The sequence below is a fragment of the Synechococcus sp. W55.2 genome (genome assembly GCF_047461635.1).
Classification (GTDB): domain Bacteria; phylum Cyanobacteriota; class Cyanobacteriia; order Thermostichales; family Thermostichaceae; genus Thermostichus.
In genome coordinates, this window is sequence record NZ_JANSHM010000003.1 from 72,826 (window position 1) to 94,566 (window position 21,741).

Consider the following 21,741-nt stretch of genomic DNA (forward strand, 5'->3'; position numbering starts at 1 on the left):
TGAGACTTTAGTGACCAACGACAGCAGCAGTCTCAGCAGTGGCAAAGGAGGTGCCACACCCACAGCTAGCTATTGCATTGGGGTTCCTGAAGCGGAAACCGCCCCCCAGCAGATCCTCGGAAAAGTCGACGGTGGTGCCGCTGATCAAGGTCATACTCAAGGGATCCACTGCCACCTGGATATCCCCAAAGTCGAAGGTATGATCGTCAGGGTTGGCCCGAGACTCGAAGTTCATTACGTAAGAGAGGCCAGAGCAGCCGCTTGGCTTGACCCCCAGACGCAGGATGGGCTGGGATCCCTCTTTTTCGTACTTGCTGCGCAGGCGCTTCAACTCTTGGATGGCGCTATCGGTCAGGGTGATCATGACAAGAAGGCTCAAGGGTACGTTCTACTCCCCATCCTATCAAGGGTTTTTTCTCGGCCAGCGAGAGCAATTGGTAAGCTAGGGATCCCAATCCTTGAGGTCTTGCCCCTGTGACAGATCCCAATGCCATTCGGATCACCTTTTTGGGCACCAGCTCCGGCATGCCCACCCGCCAGCGCAACGTCTCCGGGGTGGCGGTGCAGTTTCCCCAGCGGTCGGAATGGTGGCTGTTCGATTGTGGCGAGGGCACCCAGCACCAGTTGCTGCGCCTAGACGAGCTGCGCCCCAGCCAGTTGCGCCGCATTTTCATCACCCACATGCACGGGGATCACATCTACGGCCTGCCGGGGCTGTTGGCCTCCTGTGGCTTGGGCAGCACCCCTGAGCACATCGATATCTACGGCCCGCCGGGCCTGGAAGAGTACCTAAAGGCCGTGTTGCGCTACAGCGAGACGCGCATCCCCTACGGCTTCCGCGTTCACACCGTCGAAACCGGTCTCATCCTGCAAGAGCCGGAATACTCCGTCTTCTGCGCGCCCCTGGATCACCGGGTGCCCGCCTTCGGCTACCGCGTGGTGGAACAGGATCGGCCAGGCAGCTTTAATGTGGCCAAAGCCCAAGCCGATGGGATCCCCTTTGGCCCTCTGTATGGGCAGCTCAAGGCCGGCCAATCCATCATCTGGCAGGGCCGCTGCTTTCACGGACGGGATTATGTCGGGGATCCCATTCCGGGCCGCAAATTCTCCTACTGCACCGACACGATTTTCTGCCGCAATGCTGTTGATCTCTCCCGGGCTGCGGATCTGGTCATCCACGAGGCTACCTACGCTCAGGCTGACTTGGAGCTGGCCCGCCGCTCTAAGCATTCCACCGCCGCCATGGCCGCCCAAGTGGCCGCCGAAGCCAAGGCCCAAGCTTTGATCCTCACCCACTTCAGCCCCCGCTACACCCCAGAGGCCCCCATTACCTTGGAAGACCTGCTGGCAGAAGCTCAGGCCATTTTTCCCAATACCCTGCTGGCCCGCGATCGGCTGACCTACGAGATCCCCCGTCGCAGCCCGTCCCCTCTGCCGGTGGGTGTGGGCTTGCCTCGCTAGAATGGTAGAACTGACTGTCTCAACCGGCAATGACGGATCCCAGACCCTACCCCGAACGCCCCCAATTTCCAGAGCGGCCCAAAACCGAACAACTGGATCAAACTGCCAACGAATGGCGAGCCTTCAGCGCTTTGCCCCCTGCCACCTCTCTGCCCCCGGTTCAAGCCGAGCGGCCAGTCCCGCAAACGGCTGCTGAGGGGGAAACCCTGCCGAAATTGGCTCCCTGGAGTAAACGGATAGGGGCCTTTGCCCTCGACTTTGGGCTGGGGCTGGGGATCTCCTACCTAGCCCAAGGCTTGGCTGCTCTGGTAGGGGCCAATGCAAGCGCAGTGGACATGGTCGGCTATATCGCCTTCTTCGCTACCTGGCTGGTGAACCGCGGCTATTTCCAGTCCCGCCCTGAGGGCCAAAGCCTCGGCAAATGGCTGCTGAACATCAAAACCCTGGATCCCGAGACCGAAGCCTCGCCGCACCTGGTTCGTTCTCTGGCTCGAGAGGGGGTGCTCTCCCTCTTTGTGCTCACGGAGGCCCTGCTGGTGCCTCTGGCTGCGGATGGGCTGTTTGCCGTCTTCGACAAGGAAAAACGCCAAACCATTCACGACCGGGCTGGACGCACCCTGGTCGTGGAAGCGGAGCGGGGCTATCACCTGGATGAAAAAGTCCTGCAGTTTTTGCAGGACATCCTAGAGGGGGACGCTGCTGACGACGTCAAATCGGCTGCTCGCGACCTGCTGCGCCAAGCCCAGCGCAATGACACCGTGCGGGATCTGTCCAAGCAGTTGCAGCGCCTGAGCAAAGATGTGGATCGCAACGCCCGTAGCCTACGGCAACAAACGGGCAAGCAAGTGAAAACTTGGGTTGATTCCGTCAAGGAAAAGTTGGATAATTGGTGATCGCGCTTATCGAGGTAAACCCCCATCTCCAGCCTCAGGATCTGGGATTGCAGTTTCCTCATTGCCGTTTACCTTCGTCTTGGGATCCGTCATGGCCAAAGCAAAGGGTGCCCGCATCATCATTACTCTGGAGTGTACGGAGTGCCGCACCAACGTCAACAAGCGCTCTCCAGGCGTGAACCGCTACACCACCACCAAAAACCGCCGCAACACAACAGCCCGCTTAGAGCTGAAGAAATTCTGCCCTCACTGCAACCGCCACACCGTCCACAAAGAGATTAAGTAGTTCAAGCCGTTTCGCCGTTCTCCTGACCTATGGTTTACGCTCGCCGCCGCCTGTCTCCCATTAAGCCGGGAGAGCCCATTAGGTACACCGATGTGGAGCTGCTCAAGAAATTTGTTACCGAGCGAGGCAAGATCTTGCCCCGCCGCATCACCGGCCTGACCGCCAAACAGCAGCGGGAGCTCACCGCCGCGATCAAACGAGCGCGCATCATGGGTCTTCTTTACTTTGTCAACAAAGAGGGATAGCCTTCTCCGGATCCCGATGGGCCTGCAGCTTTCGCCGGAACTCCAAGCCCGCTTGTCCCAGCCCCTCAATATCGGCGGGGTAAAAGTTTTGAGCCGCGTTTTTCAGGCGCCGCTGTCAGGGGTAACCGACCAAGTCTTTCGAGGGCTGGTGCGCCGTTTTGCCCCCCACAGCTTGGTTTACACGGAAATGGTCAGTGCGACCGGCTTGCGCTATGCCCGCCAGTTGCCCCGCATCATGGAGGTCGGCGAGGGGGAGCAGCCTATTGGCATCCAATTGTTTGATTGTCGGCCCGACTTTCTGGCGGAAGCAGCCCGCATGGCTGTGGACGAAGGGGCGACCTTAGTGGACATCAACATGGGCTGCCCGGTGAACAAGATTACCAAAAACGGCGGTGGCTCTTCTCTGCTCCGCGATCCCGACACGGCAGCACGAATTGTGGAGGCGGTGGCCAACGCGGTGGAGGTGCCCGTAACCGTAAAAACGCGCCTGGGCTGGTCGGATCAGGAGATCAACATTTTGGATTTTGCCCACCGTCTGCAGGAGGCAGGGGCGCAACTGCTCACCCTGCATGCCCGAACACGCGCCCAAGGCTTCAACGGCAAAGCCCGCTGGGACTGGATCCGCCGCGTCAAACAGCACCTGCGCATTCCCGTCATCGCCAATGGGGATATTTTCTCGACAGCCGCAGCAGTGAAGTGTTTGGAGGAAACCGGAGCCGATGGGGTGATGTGCTCCCGCGGCACCATGGGCTATCCCTTTCTGGTGGGGGAAATCGATCACTTCCTGAAAACCGGTCAAGAAAGACCGGCCCCCACTCCCCTGGAGCGGATTCAAATGGCCTTGGAGCATCTGCGCGGTCTCTGGGAGTACAAGGGAGAACGTGGCATCCGTCAGGCCCGCAAGCACATGACTTGGTACATCAAAGGTTTTGCCGGGGCCTCTCAATTCCGCGCTCTCCTCTGTCGCATTGAGACGGTGCAGGAAGGGGAAGCCCTGCTTCTTCAAGCCATGGAGCGCTGCCAAGAAGCCACACTTCGACCGGAAGAGACGGTTGAAGCGACTGAAGAGGTCGACCTTCTCCCTGAAGCCGGTTGGGCGTAGCTCCAAGGATCCCCACAATTGGAAATTGCTTGGAAATCGCCGCACGTCTGCCTTGGCTGTAGCCTGTGGCCCCGAAAAAGGCTATTGCGCCTGCTGCTGGGACAGGGCTGCCACCAACTTTTCTCCCATTTCCTGGCAACCCACTAAAGTCATTCCCTCAGAGTAGAGGTCTGCGGTGCGGTACCCTTGCGCCAAAACGGCTTCTACCGCCTGTTCGATGCGGTCGGCAGCTTGCGGCTGATCCAGGGAGTAGCGGAGCATCAGGGCGCCGGAGAGCACCTGGGCAATGGGGTTGGCTTTGTCTTGTCCGGCAATGTCGGGAGCCGACCCATGTACCGGCTCGTATAGGCCGGGGCCAGAGGATCCCAGAGAGGCAGAGGGCAGCATACCAATAGAGCCGGTCAGCATGGCCGCTTCATCGGAGAGGATATCGCCGAAGAGATTGCCCGTGAGGATGACGTCGAACTGCTTGGGCCAGCGCACCAACTGCATGGCGGCATTGTCGATGTACAGGTGGGAAAGTTCCACCTCCGGGTACTCAGCCGCAATGACATTGACCCGCTCCCGCCACAGTTGCGACACCTCGAGAACGTTGGCTTTGTCCACCGAGCAGAGCTTGCGCCGGCGTTTGCGGGCCAGCTCAAAGGCAACTCGGGCAATCCGATCCACCTCAGCTTCGCTATAGACCATGGTGTTCACGCCGCGCCGGGATCCTTGGGCATCCGTGAAGATTCCCTTAGGTTGGCCGAAGTAAATGCCCCCCGTCAGCTCCCGCACTACCACCAGGTCGATCCCCGAGATCACCTCTGGCTTCAGGGAGGAAGCCCCCACCAGTTGAGGGAAGACTTTTACCGGGCGCAAGTTGGCAAACAGCCCCAGCCCCGCCCTCAAGCCCAACAAGGCCCGCTCCGGGCGTTTCTCAGGAGGCAGAGCGTCATACTTGAAGTCGCCGACAGCAGCCAGATAAACGGCATCGCTCTCTTGAGCCATTTTCAGGGTTTCTGCCGGCAAGGGATCCCCAGTCTGGTCGTAGGCAGCCCCGCCGATCAGGCCCTCTTGCCACTGGAGAGCAAATCCCATCTGCCGGGCAACTGCATCCAAAACGGCTCGTCCCACCCGCATGATTTCGGGGCCGATGCCATCTCCGGCAAGGGCTGTGATCCGATAGGTTCGAGCAGTGGGAGAAGGAGCGCTCATGGGCAGTCAAGCTGAAAACGAGGGCGTAGAGATACTACCACTTCGGCGGGCTGGCCCATCCCTTGGCACACAGGTTTGCAGACAACTTCTCCAAAAAGCTCTCCAAAAGAGAAAGTGCAGCCCGGCCACCGACCTGCTGCACTCTCGAGCGAGCAACCCACCAAGCTGCAGTCCCAGATGTTCCTCTAGAACAAGCCCAAGGTGACCCACTTATCCAAGGGCAAGGTGGCACCAATGCCCAGGTAGAGGGTGACCAGAGTGCCGATCAAAAACACCGTTGTCGCCACCGGACGGCGCAAGGGGTTTTGGAACTTGTTGACGTTTTCGATGAAGGGCACAAACAAGAGACCGACAGGAATGGCAGACATCAGAGCAATTCCCAACAGCTTGTTGGGAGCAATCCGCAGGATGTGGAAGGCGGGGTAGAGATACCATTCCGGCAGAATTTCCAGAGGCGTAGCAAAGGGATCCGCCGGCTCCCCTACACCTGCCGGATCCATGACTGACAGGCCAACGATCACTCCAATAGTGCCCAGGATCACCACCGGAAACATAAAGAGCAAATCGTTGGGCCAAGCGGGCTCACCATAGGTCATGTGGCCCATGTTTTTCTTCAGCTTGGCTACAACTTTGGGGTTGTCTAGATCAACCTTGCGGGTAATGGCCTCGGTCGCTATCACCTGTTTTGAGACGGCCATGGGAGTTCTCCTTATCTAGGGACAAAAGTTCTGAAAAAGTGGCAGGTAAAGATCCCAGTTACCAGGAAAGTCAAAGGCGTCTGGGAGTCAAACCTTGCTCACAAAGGCCCAGAAATGCCTTGGCGGCGGATCATCAAAAAGTGCATGGTCATAAAGACTGCGGTCAGCCAGGGTAGCACGAAAGTGTGCAAGCTGTAGAAGCGAGTCAGGGTAGCTTGACCCACTGCTTCGCCACCCCGGATCAGTTGCACCAACAAGTCGCCCACCACCGGAATGGCACTGGGCACACCTGAGACGATCTTGACTGCCCAGTAGCCCACCTGATCCCAGGGCAGGGAGTAGCCGGTAACGCCAAAGGAGACGGTCAGCACCGCCAAGATCACGCCGGTTACCCAGGTCAGCTCACGGGGCTTTTTGAATCCCCCTGTCAGATAGACCCGGAAGGTGTGTAGGATCATCATCAGCACCATCATGGAGGCGCTCCAACGGTGGATGGAGCGCAACAGCCAGCCGAAGTTCACCTGGGTCATGATGTAGTTCACCGATTCAAAGGCCTCAGCCACCGTCGGACGATAGTAAAACGTCATGGCGAAGCCGGTGGCAAACTGAATTAAGAAGCACACCAGCGTCACCCCGCCGAGGCAGTAGAAGATGTTAACGTGAGGCGGAATGAATTTCCCTGTTGCGTCGTCGACGAAAGGCGTAATCTCCAGCCGCTCGTCCAACCAGTCGTAAACTTTGCTCATAATGCCTGCAATTCTTGAAATTGGATCTCGAGGGCGGGGCAAGCCCACTCTACTCAGCAATGTAACACAATCTTTTAACACTATCCTGGCGCCGGGCTCAGCTTGGGGACGAAGATCTCGATCCCAGGAGGCCAGGCAAGTTTTCGATATTGCGTTTTGTTCATGTTTCTTAATGTTTTTTGGGATCGATGGTTGTGCAGAAGCCGAGATACACAGGGATCCGCTGGAGAGGGTGGGGGATCCGCATTGTCTTGCTTGGGTGTTTGCTCTGGGCGAGTTTGGGCATTGGCGCCTGTCCAGGGCAGGCCAGCCGCTGGGGAGAAGAGCAGCAACTGCTGGCGCAGGCTTGGGCCTATGTGGATCGGGCCTATGTGGATCCGGGGTTTAACGGGCAAAACTGGTGGCAGGTGCGGCAGCGGTTTCTCTCCCGGCCCCTGAAGGAGCGCAAGCAGACCTATCAGGCCATTGAGGAGATGTTGGCCACTCTGGGGGATCCCTTTACTCGCTTTCTGGATAAAGAGCACTACCTCAGCCTGCAGACCTCCACAGCCGGCGAGCTGAGCGGTGTCGGCTTGCAGATTGCCATCGATGAGCAGGGGGCGGTGCGGGTGATTGCCCCCATGGAAGGCACTCCTGCCGAGCAGGCCGGGATCCAACCCCAGGATGAGATTTTGGCGGTGGATCGGGTGCCGGTGGCGGGGCTGAGCCTGGACGAAGTGGCCGAGCGGATGCGGGGGCGCAGCGGCACGCCGGTTACTTTGAAGCTGAGGCGGCAGGATCGCATTTGGGAGGTGGAGCTGGTACGCCAATCGATCACCATCAACCCCGTGCGCACCCGTTTTTTTGAGCTGCCTCAGGGATCGGTGGCCTACATTCGCCTCAGCCAGTTCAACGGCAATGCTGCCGCTCAAGTCCGCCAAGCCATTCGGGCCGCAGAAGCTCAAGGGGTGCGGGGCTACATTCTCGATTTGCGCAACAATCCGGGGGGACTCTTGCAGGCGGCCATTGAGATCGCCCGCTTCTGGATCCCCAAGGGTGACATTGTGCTGGTGACGGATCGCCACGGCATTCAAGACAGCATTCCCGCCACCGGCGAGGTGCTTACAGAGGCGCCGCTGGTGGTCTTGGTAAATCAGGGCAGCGCCAGTGCCAGTGAAGTGTTGGCCGGGGCACTTCAGGATAGTGGGCGAGCCCAACTGGTAGGAACGCGCACCTTTGGCAAGGGTCTGATTCAATCCCTGCTGGAGCTGGCGGATGGCTCGGGGCTGGCGGTGACCACGGCCAAGTACCTTACCCCCAGCGGCCACGACATCCATCGCCAGGGGATCCAGCCCGATGTGGTGGTGGCGGAGGGATCCATTCCCCTGACGGCAGAAACCTTGGCCGGGCCGGAGGACATCCAGCTGCAGCGAGCCTTGGAGTTGTTGGGGCAGACCCAAGGGATCCCGGTGGCCAAAAGCGGGTGAGGGAGGAGATCCCGCTCCAGACCCAGATCTCAATCGTTGGCATTCAGGATTTGGATTCCTGTTTGTTTTCGATTCGTTTTAGGATCGAAAGCAGGGTTTCCCGTCCAGCGCTGATCTCTGACTCTGTCCGCTCCCGCCCGCATGAACGCTATCCAGCAATTTCACCACTTTTTCAACTGCTGCATTGGAGCTTGGCGCACAGAGCGCACCTACCATTACCTAGACCGTGGCGAGGTGGAGCGCTCCCGCACCGAGTTCACCATTCGCACCCTCACCCCTGAGCTCAAGCACAAGGTGCTCACCGACAACAACTACCCCAACCACAACGTGGATGGTTTTCTGGGCTTTCACTTGGCTTTTGAGACGGTTTCCGAAAAGGGTGAGGAGGCCGGGCAAGAGCTGAACATGCTGTTCGTCCCTCGGCAGGAAACCCCCTTGGGGCTGCAGGGAGACTACCTGCGGGATCGGGCCTATGAGGAAGATCGCCCGATGGTGGCGACTTTCCGGTTTGATCCCGGATCCCTGCAACTGGTGATGACCACCACCTACACTCGTGTGGTTGCTGTAGATACCATCACTCTACTGAATCCGCGCCTGCGCCTGCGGCAGATCCTTACCTACCAACGTCCCCCTCAGGGTCAGCCTTTGCAGGAGCTGTTGCTGGTGGGGTTTGGGGTAGAACAGAAGCTGACCTAGCCTGCGGATCCTGAGCATGACGCTTCCCAAAGACCTGAGATTGTCTCAGCACTTGGCTCTGATCCAGTTGAGGTTCGAGCGAGGACAATACCGGCAGGCGCTAGAGGAGGTTAAGCAGGCCCAAAGCCGCTATCCGCAGTCGGGTAAGCTACGGCTCTGGCAGGCCCTGGCCCAAGAAGCCCTTGGCGAAACGCAGGAGGCCATCCTGTTGGCCCAAACCTTGCTGCGCAACCCAGATCCAGAAGTCGCCCAGCAGGCTCGCTATGTCTTGGGCATCTGGCAAGCCCCTCGCCTGCGACGTTCGGCGGAGTGGTTGAGCGAAATTCCCGATCTCAGCCGGCTGGAGGAAACTGATCCCCCAGAGTACCGCTTGGCCTATGGGCGCTCCCAACGCAAAGGCCCTTCCCCAAGATCTGGGGATCCCCTCAGCCGCCGGGCAGCGGATCCCCCGTTGGACACTAAGCCCCTCATCTGGGTGTTGATCGGGATCCTCTCGACCCTGCTGGCCGTGATGGCTTGGCTGCCCTAGAGGCGGGTACAACCGTTCTGGAAGTGAGATCTACAACGATTCTCGTCGCTGCGGGGTTAAGGGGAGATACTGGGAATAGAGGAGACGCTAGGTCTAGCTCAGGGGAGCGGATCTGCGTCCAGGGATCCCAAAGGCTCCTCGACAATGGGGGCGGAAAGCGGAGGTTTAAAGTGGCTACACAAACATTGGTGATGGATGCAGTGGAGCAGTTGGGCCTGCGGGTCACGCTGGGAGATATTGCATCCAGCACGGGCTTGGCTCTACACGAGGCCAAACAAGAGCTGCTGAATTTGGCCCAAAAGGCGGAGGGGCATCTCCAGGTTTCCCGGCAGGGGGAGATTACCTATGTTTTCCCGCCGGATTTTCGCAGCATTCTCAAGCGCAAGGAGCAGCAGGATCAGCTGGCGGCCCTGCGGCGCAAACTGTGGGGGGGCTTCCTCTATGGGTTGCGCATCTCCTTCGGCATCCTGCTGGTGGTGTCGATTGTCTTGATTGTCCTAGCGTTGATTGCCTTGCAGATGGCCAGTAGCCGCGAGCAGGACAATCGCAGCCGATCGCGGGGGATAGGGTTTTATTACTTCCCCAACCTTTGGATCGGCAACCCCTTCTGGGATCCTTACCCCTACTATGGGAGCTACTCCGGTCGGACGCGCCCCCGCCAGCCGCAAAAATCCGAGCTGAACTTCCTGGAAGCGGTGTACAGCTTCCTCTTTGGGGACGGGGATCCCAATGCCAACCTGGAGGAGGAGCGCTATGCCCTCATTGGCCAGCTGATTCGTGCCAATGGGGGGGTGATCGCAGCGGAACAGGTGTTGCCCTACCTGGATGTGGAGCCGGGATCCCCGGCCTTGGAATACGAAGATTACATGCTGCCCATTTTGCTCAAGTTCGACGGCCAGCCGGAGGTCAGCGAGGATGGGGACATTGTCTACCGCTTCCCAGAGCTGCAGGTGGCCGCCTCAGAGCGCAAGCCCAAGGGGATCCCTGAGGTGTTGCAGGAGAAACCTTGGGTGTTCAGCCGGGCCACGCCTGGTCAACTGACCCTGGCAGGAGGCTTGGGAGTTCTCAATTTCTTTCTGGCCGCCATTCTCTATGGGGCACGGGAGGAGGTGGCAGCGGCAGCCGGCAGCAATGCTTTTTTGGCCTTCATCTACCCGTTGATCGGCTTCCTCTTCCTCTACGGCACGCTGTTTTTGGCGGTGCCCGCCGTTCGCTGGCTAGCCTTGCAAATCCGTAACCAGGGAGTGGAGCGTCGCAATCGTGTCCGGCAGCTTTGGCGAGAGCATCTGCAGCATCCCACAGAGGCGCTGCTGCGCAAACTCAACTTTGCCCGCCGCTTCCGCCGTCAAGAAGTTGTGCAAGAGTCGGACACCATTTACTCAACCGACCGGGATTTGATCGAGCAGCGGGACTACCGTCTGGACGAGCCGGCATTCCGCCAACTTTTGGAATCCGAAGCTCAGCAGGAGTACCCGGAAACCGAACAAGTGCGCAAGCCGCGTCCCCTCTAGAGAGGTCATGGCCGTTGGGCAAACTCCCGGTCTGCCGTTTGAGCTGAGACCCATTCGAGTTTCTTGGCCAGCCGGCGAATCCAGCGCTTAGGTTTGCTTGGACCTCTTTCTCCCCAGGAGAACTCACAACAACCACTCGGAGACTCGCTCCCCCACCTTCTGCAAATCCAGAGGAATGGCCACCGCTTTGCCCATACGGGGTCTCTGACGGGTGGCTTCGATTTCCCGACGCACCGCTTCCCACACCCCCCAAGCCTGCAAATGGGCCAGCACTCTCTCCAAGTGGGCCAGATACTCCGCCTCGCTCAAGGGAAAGGAGGGCTGCTCCAGATAGCGCCACATCACCAGCAACACCACCTTCTGCTGGATACGCCGCAGCTGCACGTCGTAGGAATAGCCCCACTTCTCGCGCAACAAAGCTTGAAAGTCGGATCCCTTCATCAGACTTGTCTGAGGCTGGCTTGGATCTGGCTCCAATCGCGCTGGGTGGGCCGCTCACCTTGGGAAGGAAGGCCACGGCCTCTTACAGCGTTGCATTTCTTAACGATATTGGCCAGAGGGGTCGGTTAGGATGATGTCGCTTGTCAACGAACGTTAAAACTTCTCAGGTCTGCATTTGCCATTATGACGGAAGCGGTTAGCAACTTTGAAGCGCCCCCCATGAGCCGGCGGGTTCTTCTCAATGCCCTGCTCAGCGGCTCTGTGGGAGTCGTGGTGGTGGGCGCCCTCTACCCGGTGGTGAAGTACTTTATTCCGCCCTCTGCCGGTGGAGGGGGTGAGGGCCTCATAGCTCAGGACGCCCTCGGCAAGCCCATCAGCGTCAGTGAACTGTTGGCCACCCATGCCGCTACGGATCGGGTGCTGGCCCAAGGTTTGAAGGGGGATCCCACCTACATCGTGATCGACAACGGGGCGGTGGCCAACTACGGCCTCAACGCGGTTTGTACCCACCTCGGTTGCGTGGTGCCCTGGAATGTGGGGGAAAACTTGTTTAAGTGCCCTTGCCACGGATCCCAGTATGCGGCCAATGGCAAGGTGATCCGGGGACCGGCTCCCCGCTCGCTGGAGCTGGTGAGCGCCACTGTGGATGGCGACAACGTCCGCTTCAGCCCTTGGCAAGGCCCCGATTTCCGGGAAACCTAAAGGGCAAGGGATCCCGCTGGCTGTGCCGGCTTTTGCCGAACGATTTGGGGCAAGTCGTCGAGATGGCTATTTCAAGACTGTGTCCTAAAGCTGTGATGGAAATTCATTCTGAGCTGAGAGTTATGAAGCGAATCTGCTTGGCCTTCTGTGGGCTGCTGCTGTTGCTGGGGATGGGGGCACGTCCGGCGGCAGCCTACCCCTACTATGCCCAGATGGCCTACGACAACCCCCGCGAGGCGACTGGAAAAATTGTCTGTGCCAACTGCCACCTGAACGCCATGCCCACTCGCGCCGAGGTGCCCCAGGCCGTCACCCCCGGCCAGGTGTTCACCATCAAAGTTGGGATCCCTTATGACCTGAGCAAGCAGCAGGTGCTGGCAGACGGCAGCAAGGGTGGGTTGAACGTGGGTGCGGTGGTGGTCTTGCCGGAGGGCTTCCGCCTGGCCACCGAAGCCGAAATGACCGAGGAACAGCGGCAGGAAACCGCCGAGACCTACATCACCCCCTACAGCGACGCGAAGCCCAATATCCTCTTGGTCGGGCCTTTGCCGGGCGAGCAGCATCAAGAAATCGTCTTCCCGGTGGTGGCCCCTGACCCGAAAGAGGATCCCTCGGTGGCCTTCATGAAGTATCGCGTTTACATCGGGGCCAACCGAGGTCGCGGTCAGCTTAACCCCGACGGCAGCCTCAGCAACAACAACGTTTTCCGCGCTCCGGCCACCGGGCGTCTAGTCAACATCGCCACCCTCAACTCCGATATCAGCGATCTGCCGGCTGAATTGGCCAGCCTGGTGCCCCCGGAATACGAGCTGCCGGGCACGAGAGTTCTCAGCTTCGAGACCGAAAGCGGGATCCAAAACCTGGTGGTGCCGCCTGGGCCGGAACTGGTGGTTGCTGTTGGAGACAGCGTCAAAGAAGGGGATCCCGTCACCAACAATCCCAATGTGGGCGGCTTTGGCCAGGTGGAGCGGGATCTGGTGCTGCAAAGCCCGGAGCGGGTGAAATGGCTGGTGGCCTTCCTGGCAGCCATTACCATTACCCAGGTGCTGTTGGTGCTGAAGAAAAAGCAGGTGGAGCTCATTCAAGCCGCCGAAATCCTTGGCTAGCTCAAGCTCTTTCCTGGCCTGCACCTCGGAGGTATCCGAGGTGTTTTTTGTTCGGTAGGGTTCTAAGGTAGCCTCAGCTCTCCTCTGATCACCTGCACAGCCTGCCCGGCAATCTCCACGCGAGAGCCGAGATCGCGACACCAGAGCTCCCCGCCGCGGCTGGATAGCTGGTGGGCCTGTAACTCAGAGCGACCCAGGCGTTTGGCCCAATAGGGCATCAAAAGACACTGGGCGGATCCCGTCACTGGATCTTCCGGGATCCCCAGCCGAGGAGCGAAAACGCGGCAGACGAAATCCGGCCCATCCTCTAGATCCGCCCCAGAGGCTGTGACGATCAACCCCGGAACGGGGAGTGCTTGAACCTGGGCCAGATCCGGTTGCACCTGCTGCACCTGTCCCGCCGAAGCCAGCACCGCCACCCCCATACCCCCGCGGTACAGCTCCACAGGTGGGATCCCCAAAGCCGCTGCCACCTGCTCCTTGGCTTCTGGCCAAGGTTCCGGAGTTTGAGCAGGAAAATCCATGGCCAGGCGATCCCCTTGCCGCCGCACCTGCAACAGGCCACTGCGGGTGGAAAAGGCTACCCTCTCCGCCTCAGGATGCACCTCGGTGAACAGCACATGGGCACCAGCCAAGGTGGCGTGGCCACAGAGATCCACCTCCGTCGTCGGCGTAAACCAGCGCAGCCCATAGTGGGGAACCTCGCCCTGGGATCCCTGAGGCAGTAAAAAAGCCGTCTCCGATACATTGTTCTCCGCCGCAATGGCTTGCATCAGCGCCTCTGGCAACTCCTGGGGCAGCAGACACACCGCTGCCGGATTGCCGCCGAAAGGCACCGCCGTAAATGCATCCACCTGAAAAAACGGGATCCACACCTTCTCAACCCAGCCCAACTCAGGTCATGATCCCACAGCAGACCCCAAAGTAGGGGGATCCGCACCCCGACCGCACCTGCCAAAAGCGGGATCCCGCTGACAAAGGCTATTGTCAGGCCAGAAAGTTGGCTGATAAACTAGCACTCGTAAGTCGAGAGTGCTAAGTCGCTTCCCTTCGGGGAAGTGGAACTAATGGAAATGAAAACTTCAGCTTCGTGCTTTAGGATCACGGAGGACATTCGTCATGGCTGCAGTAGCTCTTAACGTCTCTACCCTGAAGCCGCTGGGCGACCGCGTGCTGGTCAAAATCGCTCAGCAAGATGAGAAAACCGCAGGTGGGATCTTCTTGCCGGACACTGCCAAGGAAAAGCCCCAGGTGGGGGAAGTGGTTGCTGTTGGCCCTGGCAAGCGCAATGACGACGGCAAGCTGATCCCGATGGAACTGAAAGCCGGCGACAAAGTGCTCTACTCCAAGTACGCCGGAACCGAGGTCAAGCTGGGCAGCGACGAATATGTGCTGTTGGCCGAGCGGGACATTCTCGCCATTGTTCAGTAGTGGTCAGTGATTCAGCAGCAGTTCAACGACCGATTGAACCCCTGAGATTCTGTTTCACCCTTACCTGCATTTGCATCGGAGAGGTTGACTATGGCCAAATCAATCATCTTCAGTGAAGAAGCCCGCCGCGCTCTAGAGCACGGCATGGATATTTTGGCAGAAGCCGTAGCCGTTACCCTGGGCCCCAAAGGGCGCAACGTCGTGCTGGAGAAGAAGTTTGGCGCTCCCCAAATCATCAACGATGGGGTAACCATTGCCAAAGAAATCGAGCTGGAAGACCACATTGAGAACACAGGCGTTTCCTTGATCCGGCAGGCGGCTTCCAAGACCAATGACACGGCTGGGGATGGCACCACCACGGCCACGGTCTTGGCTCACGCCATGGTGAAAGAAGGTCTGAAAAACGTGGCTGCCGGCGCCAACCCGATTGCCCTAAAGCGGGGGATCGACAAGGCGGTGAAGTTTTTGGTAGACAAAATCGCCGAACATGCCCGCCCGGTCGAAGATTCCAAAGCCATTGCCCAGGTGGCGGCCATTTCCGCCGGTAACGATGAAGAAGTGGGCCGTATGATTGCCGAGGCCATGGACAAGGTGGGCCGCGAAGGGGTGATCTCCCTGGAAGAAGGCAAGTCCATGACCACCGAGCTGGAAGTGACGGAAGGGATGCGCTTCGACAAGGGCTACATCTCCCCTTACTTCGTCACCGATACCGAGCGGATGGAAGCGGTTCTGGAAAACCCCTACATCCTCATCACCGATAAGAAGATCACCCTGGTGCAAGACCTGGTACCGGTTCTGGAGCAGGTGGCCCGCGCCGGTCGTCCTCTGCTGATCATCGCCGAAGACATCGAGAAAGAAGCGCTGGCTACCCTGGTGGTGAACAAGCTGCGGGGTGTGCTGAGCGTGGTGGCAGTAAAAGCCCCTGGCTTCGGGGATCGCCGCAAGGCTATGTTGGAAGACATTGCCATCCTGACCGGTGGTGAGGTAATCAGCGAAGAGCGCGGCCTGAAGCTGGAGAACGCTCGCCTCGATTCCTTCGGCACTGCCCGTCGCGTCACGGTAACCAAAGACAATACCACCATCGTGGCGGAAGGCAACGAAGCGGCTGTGAAAGCCCGTTGCGAGCAAATTCGCCGTCAAATTGAGGAAACCGACTCCACCTACGACAAAGAAAAACTGCAAGAGCGCCTGGCCAAGCTCTCCGGCGGTGTAGCGGTGATCAAAGTGGGTGCGGCCACTGAAACCGAGATGAAAGACCGCAAGTTGCGCCTGGAAGATGCCATCAACGCCACCAAAGCGGCGGTAGAAGAAGGGATCGTTCCCGGCGGCGGTACCACCTTGGCACACCTGATCCCAGTGGTAACCGAGTGGGCGCAAGCCAACCTGTCCGGCGATGAACTGGTGGGGGCCAACCTGGTCGCCCGCGCTCTGGGCGCTCCGCTGCGCCGCATTGCTGAGAACGCCGGCCAAAACGGCTCCATTGTGCTGGAGCGGGTGAAAGATAAGCCCTTCAACACCGGCTACGATGCTCAGAACGACGCCTTCGTGGATATGTTCGAGGCGGGCATTGTAGACCCGGCCAAGGTTACCCGTTCTGCCCTGCAAAACGCTGCTTCCATTGCGGGGATGGTGCTGACCACTGAAGCGATCGTGGTGGACAAGCCGGAGCCCAAAACCAACACGCCGGCAAGCAGCGGCAGCGGCATGAGTGACTACGACTACTAATCCGTTGACCGCCACAGCGAGGTGGATCCCTGAGGCTCACCGAAGAGCCCATGGGCACTTCGCTTCCTGGCCAGGCATCTTGGATGAATCTTTCGGGATCCCCTGGTGGGATCCCTTTTCTTGTGGATTTTCATCAAGACGCAGGCAATCCGGCGGGATCATTCCCAACGACCGTGAGACAGCAGCGAAACTGTTTGTGATGCTGATCCCTAACCCCTTTTCTCAGAGGGAGAGGGTCTGGGGGTGAGGGCGCTAGAGCCATGCAATCGGGAACTGCCTCAAACTGGTTTTTTGATAACGACTCTGATTCTGTCCAACTTGAAGAGAAGGGGAAGGCGGTGTGGCTCAGTTGATCTGCATTGGCCTGGATCTGGCCTGGTCAACCCGCAACCCTTCCGGTCTGGCCACGCTGCGAGTCCAGCTCGGGGATCCCGGCAGGCAGAACTTGACAGGCTATCTGGTGGATAGCCGCATTCTCCAGACGGATGAGGAGATCCTGGACTACATTCAAGCTCAGGCGGGAGGGGATCCCTGCTTGGTGGCGGTGGATGCGCCCTTGCGGGTTCCCAACCTCACAGGACAACGGCGGGCCGAGGCAGAACTGAACCAGGTGTTTCGCGCCTACGCAGCCGGGGCCCACCCGGCCAACCGCCGGTTACTGGCAAAGGACGGCCAAGTGAGAGGAGAAGCCCTGGTGCAAGCCCTATCCCGCTATGGCTTTCGGGAGCAGGCCAACATCGAGCGAGGAAAGCTTACCCGCCAAGTAACCGAGGTCTTCCCCCATAGCGCCTTGGTCAGCCTCTTTGGCCTCAGCCGCACCCTGAAATACAAGGCTCGCCCCCGACACACCTGGCCGGAACGGCAACAAGCCTGGCAGCTTTACCAGCATCATCTGCGCTCTCTAGCTGCCGCTGACCCGGCTCTCCAGGGCCACGAGGAGCTGCTTCAAGTGGAGGTGGGATCCCTCAAGGGCCGTCGACTCAAAAACTACGAAGATCAAGTGGATGCCTTGATGTGTGCTTACATCGCCCTCTACGGGTTCCGCTGGGGATCCGAGCGCTGCCGCAGTTTCGGCAACCTGCAAGAAGGGCACATTTTCACGCCCCTGCCCCCTCGAACCTTTGGGGCGGATTGAGACCCGCTCCGGGATCGCAGGTGGAAATCCCAACCAGAAGAACAAAACTCTCGCTAGCCTTGGATCCCTCCTTGGCGGCATGATAAAAACAAGGGATCCGCAGAACAGGGGAACAATGGACGTGCAACTGGGCCGCAATCGGCAGGCAAGACGCGCTTACGGGCTGGATGAAATCGCGCTGGCCCCAGGCAGACGAACGCTGGATCCCAGCCTGGTGGATACCCACTTCACCCTGGGAGGGATCCAACGGCAAATCCCCATCATCGCCAGCGCCATGGATGGCGTGGTGGATGTGCGAATGGCCATTTTGCTCTCGGAGCTGGGAGCTTTCGGGGTGTTGAACCTGGATGGCATCCAAACCCGCTACGCCGATCCCGATGAGGTGTTGGATCAGATTGCGTCGGTGGGCAAAGACGAGTTTGTGCCCCTAATGCAGCGCCTCTACAGCGAGCCGGTGAAGCCAGAGCTAATCCAAGAACGCATCCGCCAGATTAAAGCCTCCGGCGCCATTGCCGCCGCTAGCTGCGTGCCCGCCCACGCCGCCCAATACGGCCCCCTGGTGGCGGAAGCCGGGGGGGATCTGTTTTTCGTCCAGGCCACGGTGGTTTCGGTGCACCACAAGGTTCCCGAAGGCATGGAACTGCTGGATCTGGCCCGATTTTGCCGGTCAATGCCCATTCCTGTTGTGGTGGGCAACTGCGTCACCTACGATGTCGCCCTGGAGCTGATGCAGGCCGGAGCTGCCGGCGTCTTGGTGGGGATCGGCCCGGGGGCTGCCTGTACCTCCCGCGGCGTGTTGGGGGTGGGGGTACCACAGGCTACAGCGATTGCCGACTGTGCCGCTGCACGGGAGCAGTTTTTGGCGGAAACCGGCACCTATGTCCCTGTGATTGCCGATGGGGGATTGGTGACCGGTGGCGACATTTGCAAGGCCATCGCTTGTGGAGCCGATGCAGTGATGATCGGATCCCCCCTGGCCCGCGCCTATGAGGCCCCCGGTCGCGGCTTTCACTGGGGCATGGCCACCCCCAGCCCCATCTTGCCCCGCGGCACCCGCATCCGCGTGGGATCCACCGGCACCTTGGAAGAAATCTTGCGCGGCCCCGCCCGCCTGGACGACGGTACCCACAACCTCTGGGGCGCCCTGCGCACCAGCATGGCCACCTTGGGGGCTGCCAATCTTCGAGAAATGCAGCAGGTGGAGATCTGCATTGCCCCTTCCCTGCTCACAGAGGGGAAGGTGTACCAGAAGGCGCAAAGCCTGGGCATGGGGAAATAGTCCCTTGGGAATGCTAAACTCGGTGGACTGGGATCCCTCGGGGGCGGTTAGCTCAGCGGTAGAGCGCCTGCCTTACAAGCAGGATGTCACTGGTTCGAGTCCGGTACCGCCCATCCCCACCGGAGCTTGCAGCTTGAGAGCTCTGTCTCAGTTTGAGATACACCCGCTAGCCAGAGCCGGATCCCTGAGGTAGAGTAGTGGATATCGAGCCTCGATCATCTACCGCAGTTGGGTCTCGCATTGAGTCTCGCGCAGAAAGTGTGTAAAGTGGTAGACGATGTGGACTTCGGCTGTATCATGTCTTCCCAGAGTCCCCAATTGCCAGGCTCGTTATTGAGGTAGGCAGTTTGTCGCTTCTATGAGGACATCCCTACAGCCAAAAAGGTGTGAGGAAAAGAACAAGGAGAGAAACATGCCCGCGAAACACGCGAACTACTGGAAAACGCTGCTGGCCGGCACTCTGGGTGCAGCAGCGATCCTGACCCCTGGAGTGGCTTATGCCCAAGCTACCGGGCCGGTCACCTCCATCTCTGAGCTTTCGGATGTGCAGCCCACCGACTGGGCCTTCCAAGCCCTGCAATCCTTGGTGGAGCGCTACGGTTGTATTGCCGGCTACCCCGACCGCACCTTCCGCGGCAACCGGGCTATGACTCGCTTTGAGTTTGCCGCCGGTATGAACGCCTGCTTGGATCGCATCAATGAGTTGATTGCAGCCGGTTTGGCCGACAAAGTCTCCAAGGAAGACTTGGCCACTCTGCAGCGCTTGCAAGAGGAATTTGCTGCTGAGCTGGCAGCCCTGCGCGGGCGGGTGGATGCCCTGGAAGCCGATGTTACTGATTTGAAAGGGAAGGTCTTCAACCCGGTTACCAAGTTGAATGCCCAAGTCATCGCCGCTGTTGTAGGCAGCGCTCTCACGGAAGACAGAGTTGTTGATGGGAGGGTAGTAGCAGAGCAAAACCAAGCCAACATGACTCTTCCCTATCGGGTACGCTTGAACTTCGATGCTTCTTTTGTGGGTCGCGATCGCCTGCGCATTCGTCTCCAAGCTCGCGATGCTGTGACTGAGTTCTTTGATGGGGATCCCGGCCTTGAGTTTGGCGGCCGTGGCGGCGGCACTTTCACCCTGGCCAAGCTGATCTACCAATTCCCAGCTTTCAACCAAGCAGCTACCATCTACACGGGTATCGTTGGCTCAGGTGTGTTCGATGTATTCAACTACAGCACACCCTTCGAAGCTCTCTCCGACTTTGCTGATGCTCCCAACTCCACGGCGGACGTGCCAGGTGGAGCTCTGTTTGGCTTCCGCTACCGACTCTCGGATCAACTACGCTTGGCCTACAGCTACAGCACCAGGAACGCTCAAGCCTTGGGCAACGGCTTCGGCGACAGCGGTATAACCGGTAGCGACAGTGCCCACGCGGTGGAGCTGGGCTTCCTGCCGAATGAAAATCTAGAGATTTACCTGCAGTTTGCCAGTACCTATCTGCAGAAGGCAAACGATGGCCCTGAGTTCTTGGCCAACGGTACAGCCCTTTTCCGTGGCCCTCTGCGGGGGACGAGGGTAGATGTTTCTGCCCGTGTCAATGCTTTCTCGGTGGCAGCCAACTGGGAGCTTAGCCCTCGAATTACCGTATCCGGCTGGTTTACTGCTGGCAATGTGGATTACAACTTGCCCAACGTGGTACCGGCTGGCACCATTGATCCGGGTGATGAAGATTTCAACGGGTTCCTGTTTGGCTTTGCTTTCCCGGATCTCTTCATTGAGGGTGCTCAGGGCGGTGTGGTGTTTGGCCAACCGATTGTCAGCACCGAGGAGGGAGTTTTTGACAGCCGTCCTTTCATCGTGGATGTTTACTACAGCTTCCCGGTGAACGAGTACCTCACCCTTACCCCGGCAGCCTACTTTGTGAGCAATCCCAATGGTGGGCCTAGCAAGTCTGGGGATACCGATCCAACCATCGGCGTGGGTGTCTTGCGGGCTGTGTTTGCTTTCTAGTTCCCAGAGTCCTTACGCTGACATTCAAGTCGTTAAGTTAAGTAGGGATCCACTGGGTTGGATCCCTATTTTCTTACATCAGCCCCTCTGGGGGGATGAAAGCCTGGGCTTGACGTCAAGCTTGGGACAAAGCTAGGGATTACAAAAGGCACACTGAGCGGGATCCGCCCAGGGCTCTGCCACAGGCTCGGTGTGGGTGTGGGAACAGCGAGCACAGCCATATACCCAAGCCTTGGCCACGGGGGTGGGGGCGCCACATTGGCCGCAGGGCAGTCCAGAGACCGAGCGGATCTGCCAGTAGCCAGGAGTGCCGCAGGCCGGGCACAGGCTTTGGGCTTTGGCGATTAGGTTTTGGGTGGCGGCTGCGATGACTTGGAGCCGGGTTGGGTTGTACAGGGCCCGCATGTCGGTTTCCAGATGCAGGCCACCCTGCCGAGCCAGCAGCTCCCCCACCACCTGCTTCAGGGTTGCTTCGTCTTGGATTCCTTTGTGGATAACCTGGGGCTTTTCTGGCTGGTCGAGGGCGATCAGGGCGTGCTGGGGAAAACCCGCCCTTTGGGCAAAGTCCAGCGCTTCTGCCCAGCTCTGCACCCAGCGATGGCTGAAATTGGTTTGGGTGCTCTCTGCATAGCCGACCAGCTCCAAGGGCTCCGCGCCGGGTTCAAAAACCCTGAGCATGACCCACTCCTGATTCCAAGGGATCCAGGGGATCTGAGGGTGGGGGCCAAAGGATCCCTCGCTGGCCAAGCCCAGAGCTTCAGGATGATCCTGCAAAGCCCTTGCAATCTTCAGGCGCAGAGTGTGGATGGGATCCCCCGGTCGGGGCCGCTCCCGCGAGAAGGTGCCCAGTTGGTCGGTGTCGAAAGCTACTACTTGAACTTGGATCCCCAAATGTTCGGCCAAGAGAGGGCCGATGACCTGCTCTTTGCGATGCATGGTTGCCAAGTAGGCGACCCGACCCTTCCATTGCATAGACTCAGACTTAACCTAGGTTGTGTTGATCTTTCATTTGAGCCAAAAGAGAGCACTGACGAGATAGAGAAAACTCAAGAAGTTCCTGGCCAATTTGTCAAAACGAGAAAATAGATGCCGGTAC

Annotated in this window: 23 protein-coding genes, 1 tRNA gene and 1 pseudogene; 17 read left to right on the forward strand and 8 right to left on the reverse strand. The window is 59.1% G+C overall.

Features of this window, described 5'->3' with window-relative positions; translation table 11 throughout:
- Positions 1-7 precede the first annotated feature (7 nt).
- Positions 8-379, reverse strand: a complete 372-nt coding sequence (locus NW828_RS01450) for a HesB/IscA family protein (protein ID WP_414356101.1) — start codon at positions 377-379, stop codon at positions 8-10.
- A gap of 113 nt (positions 380-492) precedes the next feature.
- Between NW828_RS01450 and NW828_RS01455 the strand changes: the two genes are divergently transcribed.
- The 5 genes from NW828_RS01455 (at position 493) to dusB (ending at position 3,987) form a co-directional block, all read left to right on the forward strand.
- Complete coding sequence (locus NW828_RS01455; RefSeq protein WP_041437346.1) at positions 493-1,461, forward strand: ribonuclease Z; 969 nt, start codon at positions 493-495, stop codon at positions 1,459-1,461.
- A gap of 29 nt (positions 1,462-1,490) precedes the next feature.
- On the forward strand, positions 1,491-2,354 hold the full coding sequence (locus NW828_RS01460; RefSeq protein ID WP_414380974.1) for an RDD family protein: 864 nt from the start codon (positions 1,491-1,493) through the stop codon (positions 2,352-2,354).
- Positions 2,355-2,445: 91 nt separating this feature from the next.
- Positions 2,446-2,640 (forward strand): 50S ribosomal protein L33, encoded by a 195-nt coding sequence (gene rpmG / locus NW828_RS01465; RefSeq protein WP_011433240.1) that lies wholly within the window; start codon positions 2,446-2,448, stop codon positions 2,638-2,640.
- 29 nt (positions 2,641-2,669) lie between these two features.
- Positions 2,670-2,885 (forward strand): 30S ribosomal protein S18, encoded by a 216-nt coding sequence (gene rpsR, locus NW828_RS01470; protein ID WP_011433239.1) that lies wholly within the window; start codon positions 2,670-2,672, stop codon positions 2,883-2,885.
- Positions 2,886-2,901: 16 nt separating this feature from the next.
- Positions 2,902-3,987 (forward strand): tRNA dihydrouridine synthase DusB, encoded by a 1,086-nt coding sequence (gene dusB / locus NW828_RS01475; RefSeq protein ID WP_414380975.1) that lies wholly within the window; start codon positions 2,902-2,904, stop codon positions 3,985-3,987.
- A gap of 81 nt (positions 3,988-4,068) precedes the next feature.
- On the opposite strand, the gene leuB is transcribed toward dusB, so the two are convergent.
- From leuB to petB, 3 genes are all read right to left on the reverse strand, one after another.
- Positions 4,069-5,184, reverse strand: a complete 1,116-nt coding sequence (leuB, locus tag NW828_RS01480; RefSeq protein WP_414380976.1) for a 3-isopropylmalate dehydrogenase — start codon at positions 5,182-5,184, stop codon at positions 4,069-4,071.
- 185 nt (positions 5,185-5,369) lie between these two features.
- Positions 5,370-5,882: a cytochrome b6-f complex subunit IV gene (petD, locus tag NW828_RS01485; RefSeq protein WP_011433236.1), complete on the reverse strand. Its 513-nt coding sequence runs from the start codon at positions 5,880-5,882 to the stop codon at positions 5,370-5,372.
- A 98-nt stretch (positions 5,883-5,980) separates the two neighbouring features.
- A complete protein-coding gene (petB, locus tag NW828_RS01490; RefSeq protein WP_041436518.1) occupies positions 5,981-6,628 on the reverse strand; it encodes a cytochrome b6 in 648 nt (215 codons plus the stop codon).
- Between the two features lie 188 nt (positions 6,629-6,816).
- Between petB and NW828_RS01495 the strand changes: the two genes are divergently transcribed.
- The 4 genes from NW828_RS01495 (at position 6,817) to NW828_RS01510 (ending at position 10,830) form a co-directional block, all read left to right on the forward strand.
- Positions 6,817-8,094: a S41 family peptidase gene (locus NW828_RS01495; RefSeq protein WP_414380977.1), complete on the forward strand. Its 1,278-nt coding sequence runs from the start codon at positions 6,817-6,819 to the stop codon at positions 8,092-8,094.
- Positions 8,095-8,235: 141 nt separating this feature from the next.
- On the forward strand, positions 8,236-8,790 hold the full coding sequence (locus NW828_RS01500) for a phycobiliprotein lyase (protein WP_414380978.1): 555 nt from the start codon (positions 8,236-8,238) through the stop codon (positions 8,788-8,790).
- A 16-nt stretch (positions 8,791-8,806) separates the two neighbouring features.
- Positions 8,807-9,319, forward strand: a complete 513-nt coding sequence (locus NW828_RS01505; RefSeq protein ID WP_414380979.1) for a hypothetical protein — start codon at positions 8,807-8,809, stop codon at positions 9,317-9,319.
- Positions 9,320-9,489: 170 nt separating this feature from the next.
- The gene (locus NW828_RS01510) at positions 9,490-10,830 is read left to right on the forward strand and encodes a hypothetical protein (protein ID WP_414380980.1); all 1,341 of its coding nucleotides are present in this window, start codon (positions 9,490-9,492) and stop codon (positions 10,828-10,830) included.
- A 123-nt stretch (positions 10,831-10,953) separates the two neighbouring features.
- On the opposite strand, the gene NW828_RS01515 is transcribed toward NW828_RS01510, so the two are convergent.
- Entirely contained in the window at positions 10,954-11,271 is a 318-nt protein-coding gene (locus NW828_RS01515) for a DUF3067 family protein (RefSeq protein WP_414380981.1), read from the reverse strand.
- 183 nt (positions 11,272-11,454) lie between these two features.
- On the opposite strand from NW828_RS01515, the gene NW828_RS01520 reads away from it, so the two are divergent.
- The gene (locus tag NW828_RS01520) at positions 11,455-11,973 is read left to right on the forward strand and encodes a cytochrome b6-f complex iron-sulfur subunit (RefSeq protein ID WP_011433228.1); all 519 of its coding nucleotides are present in this window, start codon (positions 11,455-11,457) and stop codon (positions 11,971-11,973) included.
- A gap of 122 nt (positions 11,974-12,095) precedes the next feature.
- A complete protein-coding gene (locus NW828_RS01525; protein ID WP_414380982.1) occupies positions 12,096-13,079 on the forward strand; it encodes an apocytochrome f in 984 nt (327 codons plus the stop codon).
- Between the two features lie 62 nt (positions 13,080-13,141).
- On the opposite strand, the gene NW828_RS01530 is transcribed toward NW828_RS01525, so the two are convergent.
- Positions 13,142-13,954 carry a PhzF family phenazine biosynthesis protein gene (locus NW828_RS01530; protein ID WP_414380989.1) on the reverse strand — a complete coding sequence of 271 codons (813 nt, stop codon included), beginning with the start codon at positions 13,952-13,954 and terminating at the stop codon, positions 13,142-13,144.
- Positions 13,955-14,198: 244 nt separating this feature from the next.
- Here NW828_RS01530 and groES point away from each other — a divergent pair, with 244 nt between their 5' ends.
- The 6 genes from groES to NW828_RS01560 all read left to right on the forward strand — a co-directional run bounded on the left by groES (position 14,199) and on the right by NW828_RS01560 (position 20,645).
- On the forward strand, positions 14,199-14,510 hold the full coding sequence (gene groES, locus NW828_RS01535) for a co-chaperone GroES (protein ID WP_414380983.1): 312 nt from the start codon (positions 14,199-14,201) through the stop codon (positions 14,508-14,510).
- A gap of 90 nt (positions 14,511-14,600) precedes the next feature.
- Positions 14,601-16,235 carry a chaperonin GroEL gene (groL, locus tag NW828_RS01540; RefSeq protein ID WP_011433224.1) on the forward strand — a complete coding sequence of 545 codons (1,635 nt, stop codon included), beginning with the start codon at positions 14,601-14,603 and terminating at the stop codon, positions 16,233-16,235.
- Between the two features lie 340 nt (positions 16,236-16,575).
- Complete coding sequence (locus tag NW828_RS01545) at positions 16,576-17,370, forward strand: DUF429 domain-containing protein (protein WP_414380984.1); 795 nt, start codon at positions 16,576-16,578, stop codon at positions 17,368-17,370.
- 115 nt (positions 17,371-17,485) lie between these two features.
- Positions 17,486-18,649 carry a GuaB3 family IMP dehydrogenase-related protein gene (locus NW828_RS01550; RefSeq protein ID WP_414380985.1) on the forward strand — a complete coding sequence of 388 codons (1,164 nt, stop codon included), beginning with the start codon at positions 17,486-17,488 and terminating at the stop codon, positions 18,647-18,649.
- A gap of 41 nt (positions 18,650-18,690) precedes the next feature.
- A tRNA-Val gene (locus NW828_RS01555) sits at positions 18,691-18,762 on the forward strand.
- Between the two features lie 299 nt (positions 18,763-19,061).
- Positions 19,062-20,645, forward strand: coding sequence for an iron uptake porin (locus NW828_RS01560; protein WP_414380986.1), 1,584 nt, complete (start codon positions 19,062-19,064; stop codon positions 20,643-20,645).
- 132 nt (positions 20,646-20,777) lie between these two features.
- Here the strand turns inward: NW828_RS01560 and NW828_RS01565 are convergent, their stop codons facing one another.
- Positions 20,778-21,617 (reverse strand): DUF6671 family protein, encoded by an 840-nt coding sequence (locus NW828_RS01565; protein ID WP_414380987.1) that lies wholly within the window; start codon positions 21,615-21,617, stop codon positions 20,778-20,780.
- A 33-nt stretch (positions 21,618-21,650) separates the two neighbouring features.
- Positions 21,651-21,741, reverse strand: a pseudogene (locus NW828_RS01570) (IS5/IS1182 family transposase); the annotation flags it as partial.